14 protein-coding genes, 1 other RNA gene and 1 pseudogene are annotated in these 15588 nt (G+C 71.1%); 9 read left to right on the forward strand and 7 right to left on the reverse strand.

Annotation, left to right across the window (positions count from 1 at the left end; translation table 11 throughout):
• Together G6R25_RS12875 and G6R25_RS12880 are read right to left on the reverse strand one after the other, a co-directional pair.
• Positions 1-400 (reverse strand): annotated as a pseudogene (locus tag G6R25_RS12875) (Dyp-type peroxidase); the annotation flags it as partial.
• Positions 401-554: 154 nt separating this feature from the next.
• Complete coding sequence (locus G6R25_RS12880; RefSeq protein WP_336501359.1) at positions 555-1115, reverse strand: protein kinase domain-containing protein; 561 nt, start codon at positions 1113-1115, stop codon at positions 555-557.
• A gap of 114 nt (positions 1116-1229) precedes the next feature.
• Here G6R25_RS12880 and G6R25_RS12885 point away from each other — a divergent pair, with 114 nt between their 5' ends.
• The gene (locus G6R25_RS12885; RefSeq protein ID WP_136449632.1) at positions 1230-1727 is read left to right on the forward strand and encodes a pilus assembly protein TadG-related protein; all 498 of its coding nucleotides are present in this window, start codon (positions 1230-1232) and stop codon (positions 1725-1727) included.
• On the opposite strand, the gene G6R25_RS12890 is transcribed toward G6R25_RS12885, so the two are convergent.
• Complete coding sequence (locus G6R25_RS12890) at positions 1669-2763, reverse strand: hypothetical protein (protein ID WP_163553163.1); 1095 nt, start codon at positions 2761-2763, stop codon at positions 1669-1671. The genes G6R25_RS12885 and G6R25_RS12890 overlap by 59 nt on opposite strands.
• Positions 2764-3563: 800 nt before the next feature.
• On the opposite strand from G6R25_RS12890, the gene prfB reads away from it, so the two are divergent.
• The 3 genes from prfB (at position 3564) to cobA (ending at position 7167) form a co-directional block, all read left to right on the forward strand.
• Entirely contained in the window at positions 3564-4664 is a 1101-nt protein-coding gene (prfB, locus tag G6R25_RS12895; protein WP_163553164.1) for a peptide chain release factor 2, read from the forward strand.
• A gap of 498 nt (positions 4665-5162) precedes the next feature.
• Positions 5163-5999 (forward strand): polysaccharide deacetylase family protein, encoded by an 837-nt coding sequence (locus tag G6R25_RS12900; RefSeq protein ID WP_163553165.1) that lies wholly within the window; start codon positions 5163-5165, stop codon positions 5997-5999.
• Positions 6000-6342: 343 nt separating this feature from the next.
• Entirely contained in the window at positions 6343-7167 is an 825-nt protein-coding gene (gene cobA / locus G6R25_RS12905; protein ID WP_235826057.1) for a uroporphyrinogen-III C-methyltransferase, read from the forward strand.
• Positions 7168-7195: 28 nt separating this feature from the next.
• Here cobA and G6R25_RS12910 read toward each other — a convergent pair whose 3' ends face one another.
• Both G6R25_RS12910 and G6R25_RS12915 read right to left on the reverse strand, forming a co-directional pair.
• On the reverse strand, positions 7196-8401 hold the full coding sequence (locus G6R25_RS12910; RefSeq protein WP_235948259.1) for a PQQ-dependent sugar dehydrogenase: 1206 nt from the start codon (positions 8399-8401) through the stop codon (positions 7196-7198).
• Positions 8402-8533: 132 nt separating this feature from the next.
• Entirely contained in the window at positions 8534-8719 is a 186-nt protein-coding gene (locus G6R25_RS12915; protein ID WP_163553166.1) for a hypothetical protein, read from the reverse strand.
• 389 nt (positions 8720-9108) lie between these two features.
• Here G6R25_RS12915 and ftsE point away from each other — a divergent pair, with 389 nt between their 5' ends.
• The 4 genes from ftsE (at position 9109) to G6R25_RS12935 (ending at position 12826) form a co-directional block, all read left to right on the forward strand.
• Positions 9109-9987, forward strand: a complete 879-nt coding sequence (gene ftsE / locus G6R25_RS12920) for a cell division ATP-binding protein FtsE (RefSeq protein WP_163553167.1) — start codon at positions 9109-9111, stop codon at positions 9985-9987.
• A complete protein-coding gene (ftsX, locus tag G6R25_RS12925) occupies positions 9987-10859 on the forward strand; it encodes a permease-like cell division protein FtsX (protein ID WP_163553171.1) in 873 nt (290 codons plus the stop codon). The genes ftsE and ftsX overlap by 1 nt, the downstream gene beginning before the upstream one ends.
• A gap of 150 nt (positions 10860-11009) precedes the next feature.
• On the forward strand, positions 11010-11489 hold the full coding sequence (gene smpB, locus G6R25_RS12930; RefSeq protein WP_136448006.1) for an SsrA-binding protein SmpB: 480 nt from the start codon (positions 11010-11012) through the stop codon (positions 11487-11489).
• A gap of 62 nt (positions 11490-11551) precedes the next feature.
• Complete coding sequence (locus tag G6R25_RS12935) at positions 11552-12826, forward strand: class I SAM-dependent methyltransferase (RefSeq protein ID WP_235948261.1); 1275 nt, start codon at positions 11552-11554, stop codon at positions 12824-12826.
• Positions 12827-12915: 89 nt separating this feature from the next.
• On the opposite strand, the gene G6R25_RS12940 is transcribed toward G6R25_RS12935, so the two are convergent.
• Both G6R25_RS12940 and G6R25_RS12945 read right to left on the reverse strand, forming a co-directional pair.
• Positions 12916-13677: a YoaK family protein gene (locus G6R25_RS12940; RefSeq protein ID WP_163553168.1), complete on the reverse strand. Its 762-nt coding sequence runs from the start codon at positions 13675-13677 to the stop codon at positions 12916-12918.
• A 185-nt stretch (positions 13678-13862) separates the two neighbouring features.
• A complete protein-coding gene (locus tag G6R25_RS12945; RefSeq protein ID WP_163553169.1) occupies positions 13863-14336 on the reverse strand; it encodes a VOC family protein in 474 nt (157 codons plus the stop codon).
• Between the two features lie 214 nt (positions 14337-14550).
• Between G6R25_RS12945 and ssrA the strand changes: the two genes are divergently transcribed.
• Positions 14551-14916, forward strand: a transfer-messenger RNA (tmRNA) gene (ssrA, locus tag G6R25_RS12950).
• Positions 14917-15588 lie beyond the last annotated feature (672 nt).

The raw sequence follows: 15588 nt of genomic DNA on the forward strand, positions 1-15588 counted from the left end.
GGTCGTACTGGTACAGCCAGCCGGTGACCTCGGTGGCGACGGTCGCGATCTCGGTCAGCGTGTCGACGACGTCCCGTGCGTTGTTGAAGACCGCCGTGCGGTTACCGCCGGCGATCCAGAGCCAGGCGTCATGCTGAGTCGCGGGCATCGTGAAACCGTCGACACCCACGATCGGCTCGGTGAAGCTCCGCGGGCCGGGCGGCATGCCGTCGGGCTCGACGCCAGCCCACAGCTCCGGTCGGAAGCCGATCACGAGGTTGACCCCGCCTCCGGTGGACAACGGGCCAGTCAGGGCCGCGACCGCCTTCACCAGCTCATCGGCGGACGCGCCGTCCCGGAGGTCGAACTCCAGGTAGCAGTGCTCCGGCGTGCCGAGCCCGAAAATCCCCGACTGCATCACCCAGCCCAGCCCTTCCTGTCTGGCGACCACCTGGCCGCGTATTCCGACCACCGCGACGCTATACAGCGGTTGCCCGCGGGCAGGCATGCTCCGGCTCCAGCTCCAGTGATCATGGTGTTCCGCGGAACTTGCGCCACGCAGTTGGTGCAGCCCCTCAGAGGCCCCTTCCCGTCCTGCTGTCACGTTCCGTGACGTCTGACGGTGTGGCTGAGGCTGGTCGCGGACCGAGCGGCGGCTCGTGCGTCGGCGGCGGATGCGTGGGAGAGCGCCTACCTGTTCCTTCTGGGGGCGCGGCGAATCCGGGCACGCCGAGAACTCCGGCGGTGACCCGTTGATCGGTCCTGCGCACCGCCGCCCCGAAGTCGGTCAACCGAGCCGAGCCGTCCGTGCCCAGCAGGATGTTCGCCGGGGTGACGTCGCGGTGCACGCTGCCCGCCGCGTGCGCGGCCCGAAGGGCCTCCAGCACAAACGTTCCGATCGCGGCGGTCTCGGCCAGCGTCAGCCGCCCCTCCCGGTCGAGCACGGCCCGTAACGTCTGGGACGGGTAATAGTCCATGACGATCCAGGGATCGTCATCTATATCCCGGACGACATCGAGGGTCGTGACGGCATGCGGGCGTTCCCGCAGCGCGGCGGAGATCTGGCATTCCCGTTCCAACAACCGGGTCTCGATCTCGTCCCGTTCGGTCTTGATCCTTCGTCCTTGGGGAGGTATGCGCGCCGCATGATCCGTACGTGGCGCATTCTCCTATAATGCGGGACGTCGGGCGGCGAATCGGCGAAGGACGCCGGTGTGGGGCGACCGGCGATCCCGGACGGGGAGAAGGACATGCCTGGTGACCTGCGGCGGAACCCGGCGCCCGGCGCTGGGGCCGCGCCCGGCAATCGGGCCGCGCCCGGCGGCGCCGACGGCGGGACGATCCTGATCCTTACGCTCGGCTATCTGATGGTCGCCGCCATGCTCGTCGTCGTCGTGACCGACGTGTCCGCCGTCTACCTGGCCCGCCGTTCGGTCGCCTCGGCCGCGGACGGCGCGGCGCTCGCGGCCGCGCAGCGCATCGACGAGAACGCGATCTACACGGCGACGGACGCCTTCGAGGAGCTCCCGCTGGCGGACATCAACGCGACCGTCGAGCAGTACCAGCAGCAGGCCGACCCGAGCGGCCGCACGACCCTCACCTCCAGCCTCGTCGACGCGACGACGGTGGAGGTGGAGGGGGCACGCGTGGTCAACCTGCCGGTCGTGGGCTACCTCGGGGTCGGGCCGGTCACAGTACGAGCCGGGGCACAGGCACAGTCGGTGGTCCGCCAGCCCGCTGCACCATGACGCCGCCAGGACCGGGGACGCCGAAGCGCGCCGCCGGCCGTTGCGGACCCGGCTCGGCCTCCCAGCTCTCGTGCAGCCAGGGCGTGGTGGCGTCGACGAGATCGTCCAGGCCCTGCCCGGTGCGCAGGTCGGCCAGGTCCGACACGTCGCGCACGAGCCGGGCCAGCCACTGCGCCGGCCGTGCGGCGGACAGGGTGACCGCCTGGCCGGCGTAGGAGGCTGCCTCCTCCCGGTCGGGGATCTCCCGGGCGAGGGCGGCGCGGGCCTGCGCCATCCGTACCGAGACCACCATGCCGGTCTGGCCGGAGCCGGCGATGAGCGTCTCGGCCCGCTCCAGGTGCGGCGTGGCCTCATCCGCGGCACCGACGGTGGTCAGCGCCTCGGCACAGGCCAGCGCGAGGTCCGCCGGGGAGTAGGTCTCCAGGGCGAAGCCGGGGGAGCCGAAGTCGTCGTCGCCGAGGCGTTCCATCGCCTGCCAGGCGCGGGCGACCGCGTCGCGCACCCCGGGGGTGTCGCCGGTGGCCGCGCACGCACTCGTGACGACCTTGCCGGCGATGAGCGCACGGGTGGGGCTGATCCCGGCGATCCGCGCGGCCACCCCGGCGATCTGCAGGGCGACCGCGGGGCTGTGCGGGCGGACCATCCGGGCGCGCAGCGCCAGCGCCCGCGCGGCGAGCGGCCCGTCGCCGGCGGCGCGGGCGAGGGCGGCGGCCCGGTCCGCCCGGGTGGCGGCGTCGGCGTGCTGGCCGCGGTCGTACGACACGGCCGCCGCGGCGGCGTGCAGGCGCATCCAGTCCAGGGTGGCCCGCCCGCGCAGCCGGTGCTCGCCGGGCACCGTCCTGCTGGTGCGTTCGAGGGGGACCAGGGCGGCGGCCGTCGCGCTGAGATCGGTGGTCTCGTAGGCGTCCACCGCGGCGTTCAACGCGGCGGCGCAGGCGTCGTGCAACCCGGAGGCGTCGCCGCCCAGGCTCATTGAACTCACCGCCGCGAGGCCGGTGGCGACCAGCACGGACCGCCGGTTCGAGACTTCGGACACGATGGCACCCTTCGTGCTCGGGTGGGAGTGATCGCTGTGCCGTCTGCCTGCCGGCGGAGCGCGACGGGACGGTGACTCGTCAGGTCTAAGTGCGAGCCCCGGTCGGTCGGATGACAGAGCTGGGTCCTCATGGCGGCCTCCCTCGCTTTCCCTGACAAGCGGCCCGGCACTGACTGTTCAACCCACTCCGGCCGGTATTAATTGTGTGTCCGTGTTCGTTGGTCTCCTGGCCATAGCCAGGTGGCGGCCCGGCGGCGGCTTGGTGGCCGACCGGTGGCCGCCGGGACCACGCTGCCCCGCGGAACCATGTGCCCGTCGAATTCGGCGGCGGAGCGCCGCGATCAAAGATATCGTTTGGCGGTCACAAACGCGCGGGTTCTGTGCGCTCGACGATGTGGGACAGATCTCTCCGTGGATCGGTGTCGGCCGGCATCCCATCGGTGTCCTGCTCGGGTAGGCGGTGTGGCTACCATCCGGATTGTCCGCGGTGCGGGTGTCGGTTGGCCGGGTATTCGCGAGTCCGCATCCCGTGTTTCAGGCTGATGTCGTGATGCCATTGAATGTTTCATCGGTATGGCTTTTCACGACCGCCGCCCGGTGTCGGCGCGACGGGCGTGGGCGGTACCGAATGCCTCCGACCGTCGTATACGGCGGTCGGTTGGTTCGTGGGCGGACGGTCTCGCGGCGCGCCGGCCGGCCCCGGGCCGGGGACCCCCGACCCGACCGCCGTGCTCCGTCGCGGACCAGGTCAAGATCCGTCCTGCCCGTGGTCGCTGGGTGACGCCGGTAAGGTGAACACCATGGCCGTCGACCTGTCCGAGGAGATCAAGCAGCTCGATGCCACGCTGAGCGGCATCGAGTCCGTTCTCGACGTGGAGGGGTTGCGCCGTCGCGCCGAGGAGCTGGAGCGGCAGGCCGCGGACCCCGACCTGTGGTCCGACCAGGACCGGGCACAGGTCGTCACCCGGCGCCTGTCGTCGACCCGCGGCGACATCTCCCGGGTGGAGGGGCTGCGCCGCCGGCTCGACGACATGGCCGCCGCCGCGGATCTCGGCGACGACGACCTGCTCGCCGAGGCCGCGTCCGACCTGCCGGCGCTGAGCGCCGACATCTCGGCCCTCGAGGTGCGCACCCTGTTGTCCGGCGAGTTCGACGAGCGGGACGCGATCGTGCAGCTCTCCGCGGGTGCCGGGGGTGTCGACGCGGCCGACTGGACGGCGATGCTGCTGCGGATGTACCTGCGCTGGGCCGAGCGCCACGGTTACCCCACCGAGGTCTTCGACACCTCCGAGGCGGAGGAGGCGGGCCTGAAGTCCGCCACCTTCCAGGTCAAGGCTGCCTACGCCTACGGGACGCTGCGCAGCGAGCACGGGGTGCACCGGCTCGTGCGCATCTCGCCGTTCGACAACCAGAACCGGCGGCAGACCTCCTTCGCCGGCGTCGAGGTGACCCCGGTCGTCGAGCTGTCCGACCACGTCGACATCGACGACAAGGACCTGCGGATCGACATCTTCCGGTCATCCGGCCCAGGCGGCCAGGGGGTCAACACGACCGACTCGGCGGTCCGTATCACCCACCTGTCCACCGGCATCGTGGTCACCTGCCAGAACGAGCGCAGCCAGCTTCAGAACAAGGCCGCCGCGATGATCGTGCTGCAGGCGAAGCTCCTGGAGCGCCGCCGCGCCGAGGAGGCCGCGGAGAAGCAGCGCATCACGGGGGGGCCTCAGGACGTCTCCTTCGGATCACAGATCCGCAATTACGTCCTGCATCCCTACCAGCTGGTGAAGGATCTGCGCACCGACACCGAGACCTCGAATACCGGCGGCGTTCTCGACGGTGAGATCGACGATTTCATCGATGCCGAGATCCGCTGGCGGCGGGCCGCCGAAAATCGGGCGTGAGGGTATTCGCGCAGTCGGCCGGTGTTGTTCCCCGCTTACCGGTCGTTTCTTCCTGGAGATGATCCATCCGTGTTCCTCTGGTTTACCGGATGGTTTTGAATTCGACCGTACCCGCGATGAACACCCGATGAAATGGCAGTGATCCGGCCGGCCACCTGATCCAGGCCGCGCTGCGAGTGGGTCGGGACCGCGCAGACCACCCTCGGGTGACGTCTCCGGCGGATCTCCCGATGCCATTGGCATGCCCGGTATGCGCGTGTAGAGTCCCGGGTAGTTCGCGGACCGTTCGACGTTTTAGTTTCGGCCTCCCGGGCTGGTTCGCGCACTACTTCACCCGATGGGATGTTCGCCCGTGTCACCTGTTCGTCCACGATTACGCACCGTCGTCGCGGAGGGAGTACGGCCTGTGTCCCTGCAGATGAATGCACACAGGTATATGCACGGAAATGTCCCCCCCGATCCGGGTATGATATGGGTCGGCGTGGGTACGAGGACGAGGTGACCGCCCTGGCGACCGCGCTGCCCGGTGCCACCTCCGGTGTGCTGGACGAGGCGCCCCCGATGCCCCTGCCCGTCCTCATGTACCACAGCGTGGGTGACTCTGTGAGCGCCGACTTTCGGCACTGGGAGGTCCCGCCGGGCGTGTTCGCCGAGCAGCTCGGGGCCCTTGCGGCCGGCGGCTACCACCTCACCGGGCTGACCGACGCGCTCCGCCACCCGCACCGCCGGCAGGTGGCCATCACCTTCGACGACGGCTTCGAGGACTTTCTGACCACGGCGCTGCCGGCCCTGCAGACGGCCGGCGCCAGCGCCACCCTGTACATCCCGACCGCCTGCCCCGGCCGGCGCGCCACCTGGCTGGACGGCTACAGCGAGCGAAATCTTCCGTTGCTGGACTGGCCCGATCTGGCCGATCTCGCGGGGGAGGGAATCGAACTCGGCTCGCACGGTCATCGCCATCTGGAACTGGACGTAGTACCGACGGCCCTCGCCCGCTATGACGTGACCGCCAGCCGGCGCATGATCGAGGAAAAGACCGGGCGTAGTCCGGACAGCTTTTCCTATCCTTTTGGGTACCACTGCGCGTCGGTCCGGCACGTGGTCGCGGCGGCCGGTTTCGACTCAGCCTGCGAGGTCGGTTACCGACTGCACCAGCCGACGCAGTCCCGTTTCGGCATCAGCCGGCTGGTGGTGGACCGGGCGGCCGGGGCCGCTGACATCCTGCGGCTGGTAACCCGGGGGCACCGCGACGCGCTCACGAGCGCCCGGCGCGGGTTGCGGTCCGGCTGGCGGGCATATCGCGCGGCGCGCTGGCGGCTTGGCCGGGAGGGCTGATCGCCGAACCGGTTCGGCGCGGCGCGGGAACATGCTCGTGCGGATGCGGACGGCATTTTCCGATGACGTCAAATGCCGGCGTCCGGTGAACGGCGAAAAACCCCTTCGGGCGCGGTTCGGAATGTCTCCTCCGGCTGAGCACGCCGAGCATCGCCGCGGCGTGGGCCGCCGGCCTGCCTGAGCGCGTCCGCCCGGCTGGCGCGATCCGTCCCGAACGGGCTGGTCAGGCCGCACACTGGAGAAGTCGTCGCGGCCGGGACTCGTGCGGCCGGGTGGCATGGACAGGTTCGGCGGGCGGCTGCGACCGGCAGCTGTGCCGGCGACGGACGGCGGTGGGAGACGGATGCGGACGACGGATGCGCGGGCGGCGATGGATGCCAACGGCGTGGACAGGCCCCCGGGGGGTTGGGTGGCCCTCGTCGGCGGCGGGCCCGGACGCGCGGACCTCATCACCGTGCGTGGCCTGCGCCTGCTGCGGATCGCGGACGTCGTGCTGGTCGACCGCCTCGCCCCCCGCGAACTGCTGGCCGAAACCCGGCCCGGCGCCGAGATCATCGACGCGGGCAAGGCGCCGCACGGCCACAACCTGACCCAGGACGAGATCAACGCGGTGATCGTCGACCGCGGCCTGCGGGGTCTCGGCGTCGTGCGGCTCAAGGGCGGCGACCCGTTCGTCTTCGGCCGCGGCGGCGAGGAGGCACTGGCCTGCGCCGCGGCCGGGTTGTCGTGCGAGATCGTTCCCGGGGTGACGAGCGCGGTCGCCGTCCCGGCGCTCGCCGGCATCCCGGTCACCCACCGTGGCATCACCCAGGACGTGGCCATCGTCAGTGGGCACGTTGACCCCTCCCATCCCGGCTCCACCGTCGACTGGGACGCGCTGGCCGCGGGGCCGGGCACGGTCGTCGTGCTGATGGGTGTCTCGGCGCTGGCGGGGATCAGCAGGGAGCTGGTCAAGCGCGGCCGGCGCCCGGACACGCCGACCGCGGTCATCCACGCCGGTGGCACCGCCGACGAGGTCGTCCTCACCGGCGCGCTGTCGGACATCGCGGACCTGGCTGCCGAGGCCGGCATCGGCTCGCCCGCCGTCATCGTCGTCGGGGATGTGGTGAGCCTGCGCGACCGGATCGCCGGCGCCATGCCGCCCCGCCGCGCCCCGGACGTCGCCTGACCACCACGAATCAGTTGTAGCCGGCGGGTCAGCGCAGGGCGAGGATGCGGTCGTCGCCCTTCCTGGGGGTGCCGCGTCCGTCGGTGTTGTTGGTAAGTAGCCACACCGAGCCGTCCGGGGCGGCCACCGCGGCGCGCAGCCGGCCCAACTCGCCGGTGAACAATGCCCGCGGCCGGCCCCGCACGGCCGCCCCGGCCAGGTCGAGCTCCCACAATCGCTGCCCGCGCAGCGCTGCCACATAGAGGACGTCGCCGCGGATCGCGATCCCGCTCGGGGATGCCTCCGCGGTGCTCCAGGTGACCAGGGGGTTGCGCAACCGGCCGCCGTCGGTGTCGCCGGTGCCCTCGACGCCGGGCCAGCCGTAGTTCCCGCCCGGGACGATCAGGTTGATCTCGTCAAGCCGGTCCTGGCCGAACTCCGACGCCCAGAGTCGGCCGGCGGAGTCCCAGGCCAGGCCCTGGACGTTGCGGTGCCCGAGGCTGTAGACGAGGGAGCCGGGGAACGGGTTGCCGGGCGGGACGCCACCGTCGGGGCGCATTCGCAGGATCTTGCCGTTGAGGCTCGTCCGGTCCTGGGCGCGCGAGCGCACCCCGGCGTCACCGACTCCCGCGTAGAGCAGGCCGTCGGGTCCGAAGCGGATCCGGCCGCCGTTGTGGACCGCGGCATCGGCGAGCCCGGTGAGAATCGGGGTGGGCGGCTCGGCGCGGTCGTCGGCCAGCCGGAAACGCACGATCCGGTTGTCGGTGGCCGAGGTGTAGTAGGCGTAGACGAATCGGTCGGTCGCGAAGCTCGGGGAGACCGCGAGCCCCAGCAGCCCCGACTCGCCGCGGTGGACCACGCCGGGAAGCGTCGTCACTTCGGTCGCCCGCCCCGCGCCGGCCGGCAGCCGGAGGATCCGCCCGCTGTCGCGTTCGCTGATCAGCGCCTCGCCCGACGGTAGGAAGGCGATGTCCCACGGCGCGGCGAGCCCGGTGACCACAGTGCGCACCGCCGGCGAAGCGCCTGCCACGCTCCCCGGACCGGTGGTTCCCGAGCCCCTGGTTCCCGAGCGCGCGCTCGTCGGGCCCGCGGTCGACGGGCTCGCGGTGGAGGGCTTGGAACCGCCGCACGAGACCAGCCCGAACCCGGCCACCGCGAGTGCGGTGCCGAGCAGGATCATCCGGCGGGCCCGAGCCCGGCCGTCGCGGCGCGGGCTGTCCCTCGCAGGGCGCCGGGCGAGCACGAGTGGGGACATCGGAGACGCTCCAGAACTGGCTGGAACCGGGCTTCGGCCGATTTCGTGCCCGGACTTCACCGACTGCCAACGTTCGACGCAGTTCCTGAGTGCCCGGCGTGCGCAATGGCGCGCGTTGGCCGGAAGGTGGGCTCAGGTGGCCTGGCGGACAGCGAGAGCGGCGAGCACCATGACGATCGCGATGATCGCGATGATCAGCTGCGGGGAGATCGCCACAGAGTTTCGGCGGAGGTACTCGCGGGACGCGCGGCACAGAGGGCACCGGCCCTCGATTACCAGCCCCGAGCAGCGTGCACAGACCAGGTCTTCGCTGCCCATGCCGCCTCCTTCCCGCCGCGGCACGCCGACCGCGGATCCGAGGGATCATTGCAGGTCCCTCCGGAGAACCCCGGCCGATCGCCGCGCCGGTCGTCCACCGCCCGGTCGCCGGAACGAGATCCGGACGATCGACTGTCTCTTACGGTACGCCCGCGGGCGCCCCTTCGCCCTGCCGGCGAGCGTCGGATGTCTGCTGCCGCACAGCGCGTGTCGAACGGCCTGGCCCCCCGGGCGCGGCTTGGCGCTCGGTATGGGCCGCCGGGTGCGGCCGGGCGGGATCCGGGTCGGCGCGGCTCGCCTTCGCGCGCCGCGCGGTCGGGCTCCGTCCACGTCCTACCATCTCCGTCACGGAATGTATGTGATCTGATGCTTGATGCGAGGAGGGTGTGGTGATCGTCCTGAGCTCGGTGAGCAAGTGGTACCCCAACGGCGCCCGGCCCGCCCTGATCGACGTCAGCGTCGAGATCGGCGCCGGAGAGTTCGTGTTCCTGGTGGGGCCGTCCGGATCGGGTAAGTCGACGCTGCTACGGCTGTTGCTGCGCGAGGAGCGCGCGACCAGCGGGCAGGTCGTCGTCGCCGGGCGTGACGTCGCGCGGATCGCGGACCGGCGGGTCCCGCAGCTGCGCCGGATCGTCGGCTGCGTGTTCCAGGACTTCCGGCTGCTGCCGAACCGGACGGTGGCGGCCAATGTCGCGTTCGCCCTCGACGTGGTCGGGCGTCCCCGCCATGTCGTGCGCAGCGTCGTCCCCGAGGTGCTGGAGCTGGTCGGGCTGGGGGAGAAGGCGGATCGCTATCCCGACGAGCTGTCCGGCGGCGAGCAGCAGCGGGTCGCGATCGCCCGGGCGTTCGTCGGCCGGCCGCGGGTGCTGCTGGCCGACGAGCCGACCGGGAACCTCGACCCGGCCACCAGCATTGAGATCATGAGTTTGCTCGACGCGGTCCACCGGGCCGGCACGACCGTCATCATGGCGACCCACAACGCCTCCCTGGTCGACGCGATGCGGCGCCGGGTACTCGAGCTGGGCGACGGCGCGCTGATCCGGGACGAGGCCGACGGCCGCTACGACCAGACCGTGCCGCAGCCCTTGTCGCCGTCCGCCACCCTGCCGCCGGTCGTGCCCCCGCCGCTGGTCATGCTCCCTCCGGCGGTGCCTGCGCCGAGGGGGGTTCCTGCCCCGACGGCGCTTCCTGCCCGGCCGGCCGGGCAGGCGCCGGACGCGGAGCGCAGCCCGTGGGCGACACCGACGCGCAGTGGCCCGGTCGGCTGATGCGACCGGGCCCGCTGGCCTCGTTGCTGTGGACCGGGTTGCGCCGCAACCTGGCGATGACCGGAGCGGTGATCGTCACTGTGACGATCTGCCTGGCGATGCTCGGCGCGGGCCTGCTGCTGCGGGCCCAGGTGCACACCATCGACGGCTTCCTGCTCGACCAGATCGAGGTCGTCGTCGACCTCTCCGACGGCATCACCCCCGCCGAGCGCTCCGCGCTGGAGGCCGAGATGCGCCGCGACCCGCTGATCGCCGGTGTCCGCTACGAGACCAAGAAGCAGGTGTACGAGCGGTTCCGCCGGGACTTCCGGGGCTCGCCCGACGTCGTCGCCGGGGTCGGGCCCGAGGACCTGCCCGCGGCCCTGCGGTTGACCCTCGCCGACCCGCGGGCATCGCGCGACATCGCCGTCACCTACACGGGGCTCGACGGGGTGGAGGCGGTGCGTGACCAGCGGGCCCTGCTCGATCCGCTGTACCGCTTCCTCGACGCCTTCACTGTCGGCGCCTTCACCCTGGCCGCCGTGCAGGCGCTGGCCTCCTTCGCGCTGATCTACACGATGATCCGGATCTCGGCGCACGCCCGCCGCCGAGAGACGGCGATCATGAAGCTGGTCGGGGCGTCGAACGCGACGATCCGGGCGCCGTTCGTGCTGGAGAGCGCGGTGGCGGGGCTGGCCGGCGGCCTGCTCGTCGCCGGGGTGCTGGTCGCCGCGAAGGTCTTCCTGGTGGACGGTAAGTTCGCCCGCCAGACGATGTTTCCGCTGTTCGGCTGGGCCGCGGTCTGGGAGTCGGCGGTCGTGGTCCTCGCCGCCGGCGTGCTGGCCGCCGCGGTGATGGCGTCGATCGCGCTGCGCCGGCACCTGCGCGTCTGAGCGGCCAGCATGATCGATACAGCCACCGCATGATCGATACAATCGTGGACGGCTGTGGCGCCCAACAACCGGTTGGGCGGGGGCGTCGGCAGGACGTAGGTTCGGGGACGTTCCGCGAATGCGCGGCAAGTGGGAAGAGGGTCGCAGACGGTGCCGAGGGAGACGGGGCGCAAGTCGATCGCGCAGAACAAGCGCGCCCGGCATGACTACGACATCCTCGACACGTACGAGGCCGGGCTCGTGCTGCGCGGCACCGAGGTCAAGGCGCTGCGCGCCGGGCGGGCCTCCCTGGTCGACGGGTTCGCCCAGATCAGCGACGGCGAGATCTGGCTGCACAACGTGCACATCCCCGAGTACACCGAGGGCACCTGGACCAACCACGCCCCGCGGCGCAAGCGCAAGATGCTGCTGCACCGTGCCGAGATCGAGAAGTTGATCGGCCAGACCCAAGAGGGCGGCCTCACCCTCGTGCCGCTCAGCCTGTACTGGAAGGATGGCCGCGCCAAGATCGAAGTTGCGCTGGCTCGTGGCCGCAAGTCCTATGACAAGCGGCATGCTCTCGCCGAGCGGGATGCCGCCCGGGAGATCAGCCGGGAGATGGGCCGCCGCGTCAAGGGCCGCTACCGCTGACCGGCCCCGATTCCGAGCGCCTGGCCCAGCTCGACGCCCTGCTGACCGCCGACGGCGGTGCGGTGCTCGCCGCCGCGGCCGCGGTGTACACCGGCGGGGCCGGCGGCGGGATCGCGGCGCGGGAGCTCGCCGTCGGCACGCGGCTGCGGGCCGTCGGTGTGCCCGTCGGGCTGGTCGCCGCGGCGTTCACCCAGGCGGAGCTGCGGCATCGGGCGGCAGCCAAGTTCGCCTGCGCCGAGGAGATGTTCTTCACCCGCGCCGGGCTGGAGCAGGCGTCCTCCCAGGCGGCGGCCGAGCACCGGGCGGCGCGGTTTGCCGGGCGGCACCGGCTGGCCGACCTGTGCACCGGAATCGGTGGGGATGCCCTCGCCCTGGCGCCCGGCCGGGAGATCCTGCTCGTCGACCGGGACCCGGTGCACCTGCGGATGGCCGCGCTCAACGTCGCCGTCCACGGTGCGCACCGGGTCGACACGCTGCTCGCCGACGTCCGCGACGCCGACCTGACCGATTATGACGGGGTCTTCGTCGACCCGGCCCGGCGCACCGGGGACCGCCGGCTGGCCTCGCGGGCCAGCGAGCCGCCGCTGCCCTGGTGCTTCGCCCTCGCCGACCGGGTCGCGGCCGTGGCGGTGAAGGCGGCTCCGGGCCTCGCGACCGACCAGGTCCCGCCCGGCTGGGAGATCGAGTTCGTCGCCGACGGCCGCGACCTCAAGGAGGCCGTGCTGTTCTCCCCGGCCCTGGCTACGACCGAACGCCGCGCGACCGTGCTTCATCCCGCGCCGCTGTCCTCGTCCGTGCCGCTGTCCTCGTCCGCGTTGCCCGGGGGGAGGCCGGTCAGCCTGGTAGGCATCCCGGACCCGGCGGAGTGCGGCGGCAAGGTCGCCGCCCCTGGGCAGTTCCTCTACGACCCGAGCCCGGCCGTCACCCGGGCCGGCCTGGTAGGTGAGCTCGCGCGCCGGCTCGGTGCCTGGCAGATCGACCCGATGATCGCCTTCCTCAGCTCGGACGAGCCCGTCGCCAGCCCGTTCGCCCGGCTGCTGCGGATTTCCGCGAGCCTGCCCTTCGACGTCCGCCGGCTCGTCGGCGAGCTACGCGGGCGCAGGATCGGGTCGTTGGAGATCCGTCGTCGTGGGCTCGCGGGCGACGTCGAGGAGCTGCGCCGCCGCCTGCTGCCCCGCCGCCGGGATCTGGTCGCCGGCGGTCCGGCCATCACCCTGGTGATGACCAGGCTGCGCGACGAGCCCTGGGCCTTCCTCTGCACTCCGGTCGCTGACAACCGGGTCGCTGGACTGGTTTCTGACGCCCGCCCTCTACCGTGCCCCTCTGTCAATGGATGAACCCAAATCCGCTGTCGCATCTTTTCGCAATCGATCAAATACAGAATCGTGCCGAGGCTTGAGCACGGTTTTCCGGTCCGAAACCGTTCTTAGCCCTCGGCACGATTTGACCGCAATCTGGCAAGGAAGACGGATGTCAGGCCGGTGAGTCGACCCGTGGCGGCGGCGGTGAGGCAGCCGGTGGCGATCGCCGCCGCCAGGGCGAGCGGCACGATCCGGTCGACGTGCAGCAGGAGTGCGCCGCCGATGAGCGCGCCGGTGAACATGGCGACTGGCGCGGCGAGCCGGCGCGGCACGTGAAAGCCGGGGGCGCCGGCCAGCCGGGAGTCCACGACCAAGCCGGTGAGGGTGGTGGTCAGCACGTTGGTCGGGACCTCCGGGACCTCCGGGACCGCCACCCGCCGCGCCGTCGCGTGTTGTAGCCCCATCGCGGCGGCCAACGGTACGATGATCGCGTACGGCCGATCCGCCCTACTCTCGCCGGTGAGGGATGCGGCGATCAGTGCCGCGATGATCAACCCGGTCTGGATGGCCAGGGCGACCGTCAGCCACCGAGCCCGGCGTCCGCGGCGCAGCGCCGGAGCCCTGCCGATGCGCCCGGCGAGGACCGCGCCGATCAGGAAGCCGGCCAACGCGAGCGCGGACAGGTCCGCGGACAGCCCCTGCGCTCCCGCCAGCGCGAACGCGAGGAGCACGACGTTGCCGGTCATGTTCGCCACGAACACCCGGCCGAGCCCGAGGAAGCTGGTCGCGTCGACCAGCCCCGTCAGGCCCGCCAACGCCACCAGCAACACCACCTGCCGCCGATCCCGCACGGTCGTCGTCGACGGTGTGGTGTGCGTCGGGGGCATGGGGCCGGTCGACGGCGGGGGAGGCGTCGGCGGCGTCATCGACACAGTGTCATCGACACTAGCCCGGTCATCGGCCTTAGCCCGGTCACCGGCCCCAGGCCGCCCGCCTCGCCTCCCTCACCCGCTGATCGACCGTCTGCGGCGAAGGGCGGGGCCAGGGAACGCGGTGGTGGCGACGGGTGCCGTTACAGGCGCAGGGGGCGGATCGGGGCGGCGATCAGGTGGGGCTCCGACTGCCAGTCGACGCCCGGTACGTCGACGTAGAGCTCGATCTCGTTACCGTCGGGATCGAGGATGTAGAGGCTGTGCGTGATCGTGTGGTCGGATGCCCCGACGATGTCGACGCCGGCCTGCCGGATCGTGGCCAGAACCGCGCGCAGCTCGTCATCGGTGTCGCCGACCTTCAGCCCGAAGTGGTAGAGCCCGATGCGGCGCCCGGCCGGCAGGGCCGCCGCGTCCTCGCCGACCTCGATCAGCAGCAGTTCGTGATGCGTGCGGCCGGAGGAGAAGGCCGCCGCGGGGAAGCGCAGCGCGTTGCCGGCGGAGTCCGCCGGGGCCGGGAGCACCTGCCGCCAGCCGAGGACATCCCGGTAGAACGCGGCCGATCGTTCGATGTTGCGGACGTAGAGGACGAGATGTCCCAGTTCCTTGATTTCCACAGTGCTCTCCCCGGGCGGACGGGATGCCGTTGCCCGTACAACTACCACGGGGGTCCGACATGCCCGCTGCCGCACATCAGATTCTGCCTCCGTCCGGCCGCCGGCGCTGTCGCTCGCCGTCGACCCGGCCGGCGTCCCGCCGGGGGGGGGGTGGACACGCTCGTCCACCGGCGTCCTGCGGTAGCATGGAGTGTCAGGCAAGGCAACTGTACCTGGGGGTGATCGGTTTCGACTTCGGACGTCGAGGCAGGGGAAGCGGGCCGAGGATGAACGGTTATCTCGTTAACGATCCGTTCAAAAAAACAGCTGCCAACAAGACGCAGCCTGTTTCCGCTTACGCCCTCGCGGCTTAAGTAAGGGAACCGTCAGCCTGGGAATGCCTCCGGCCTAGGATCTGGCGTCGCGAGGAGGATCACCGGCTGACCCGGTCGCGGGGCCAGCCGGAAAATCAAACAGCGACTGAGCCTACGTCGGCTTGCCTGTGGGTCCGACGGGGCTGAGAAACAAGTAGCAGGCTCCGCCCGGAGAAGCCCTGTGTCGGTGCCGGAGGACGCGGGTTCGATTCCCGCCACCTCCACCACGATGAGTAACGATGCCCTGAGCTGGGCAAATAGTTAAAATCTATAAGATTTGATTATTGATCGAATAGAGATGTCCAGCTCGGGGCGCTGATCGTTTGGTTCGATTCCCAGGCGCATCGACAAGTCTCGACTACGTGGCGTAGCGACAGGGGGTTGATCGGTCAAGGGACGTCGACTGCCAGCGCGCACTCCTAAGGTGCTCCGCTGGGATCTGGCGTCGTTCGCTGGCGGACTGATCGATCAGCTGGGATCATGGTGTGTCGTGCGGAGAAGCCGGAACTCGCGCGGTCATGAACCAGAAGGTCCCGAGATGACGGTGCGCGAGTTTGTATCGGGGCTTGCCTTCATCGCGCGGGATGTGTGGCGGCCTACGCTCAGGTCGGATCTCTATCTGGACTGCGATGTCTGCGGCGGTGCCACGCCGCACTCCAGCTATCGGCAGATCATTTCTGCGACGAAGGAGAATCCGACGCTCGTCGCCGCGCCGCCGGAGCCTGTCTGTGCGGTGTGCCGCAACGCGCATCCTCGCGTCCTCGGCGATGAACCACCCTGCGACACGGCCATCGTGTGTACCGGCCAGCGGCGGCGCCGCTGGCGCTCGGGCAGATCCGGGCGCCCACACCCAATACCGGGAACTTAGGTTCTGATTGTGTAGGTTCGGTGGGTGCCGA

It is taken from the genome of Candidatus Frankia alpina, from assembly GCF_902806485.1.
Lineage (GTDB): Bacteria > Actinomycetota > Actinomycetes > Frankiales > Frankiaceae > Frankia > Frankia alpina.

Excerpts from the sequence above, each read along its gene's own strand:
- G6R25_RS12885 (WP_136449632.1), top strand. The coding sequence starts at position 1,230 with ATGCCTGGTGACCTGCGGCGGAACCCGGCGCCCGGCGCTGGGGCCGCG.
- prfB (WP_163553164.1), top strand. The coding sequence starts at position 3,564 with ATGGCCGTCGACCTGTCCGAGGAGATCAAGCAGCTCGATGCCACGCTG.
- cobA (WP_235826057.1), top strand. The coding sequence starts at position 6,343 with ATGCGGACGACGGATGCGCGGGCGGCGATGGATGCCAACGGCGTGGAC.
- G6R25_RS12910 (WP_235948259.1), bottom strand. The coding sequence starts at position 8,401 with ATGTCCCCACTCGTGCTCGCCCGGCGCCCTGCGAGGGACAGCCCGCGC.
- G6R25_RS12915 (WP_163553166.1), bottom strand. The coding sequence starts at position 8,719 with ATGGGCAGCGAAGACCTGGTCTGTGCACGCTGCTCGGGGCTGGTAATC.
- ftsX (WP_163553171.1), top strand. The coding sequence starts at position 9,987 with ATGCGACCGGGCCCGCTGGCCTCGTTGCTGTGGACCGGGTTGCGCCGC.
- G6R25_RS12940 (WP_163553168.1), bottom strand. The coding sequence starts at position 13,677 with ATGCCCCCGACGCACACCACACCGTCGACGACGACCGTGCGGGATCGG.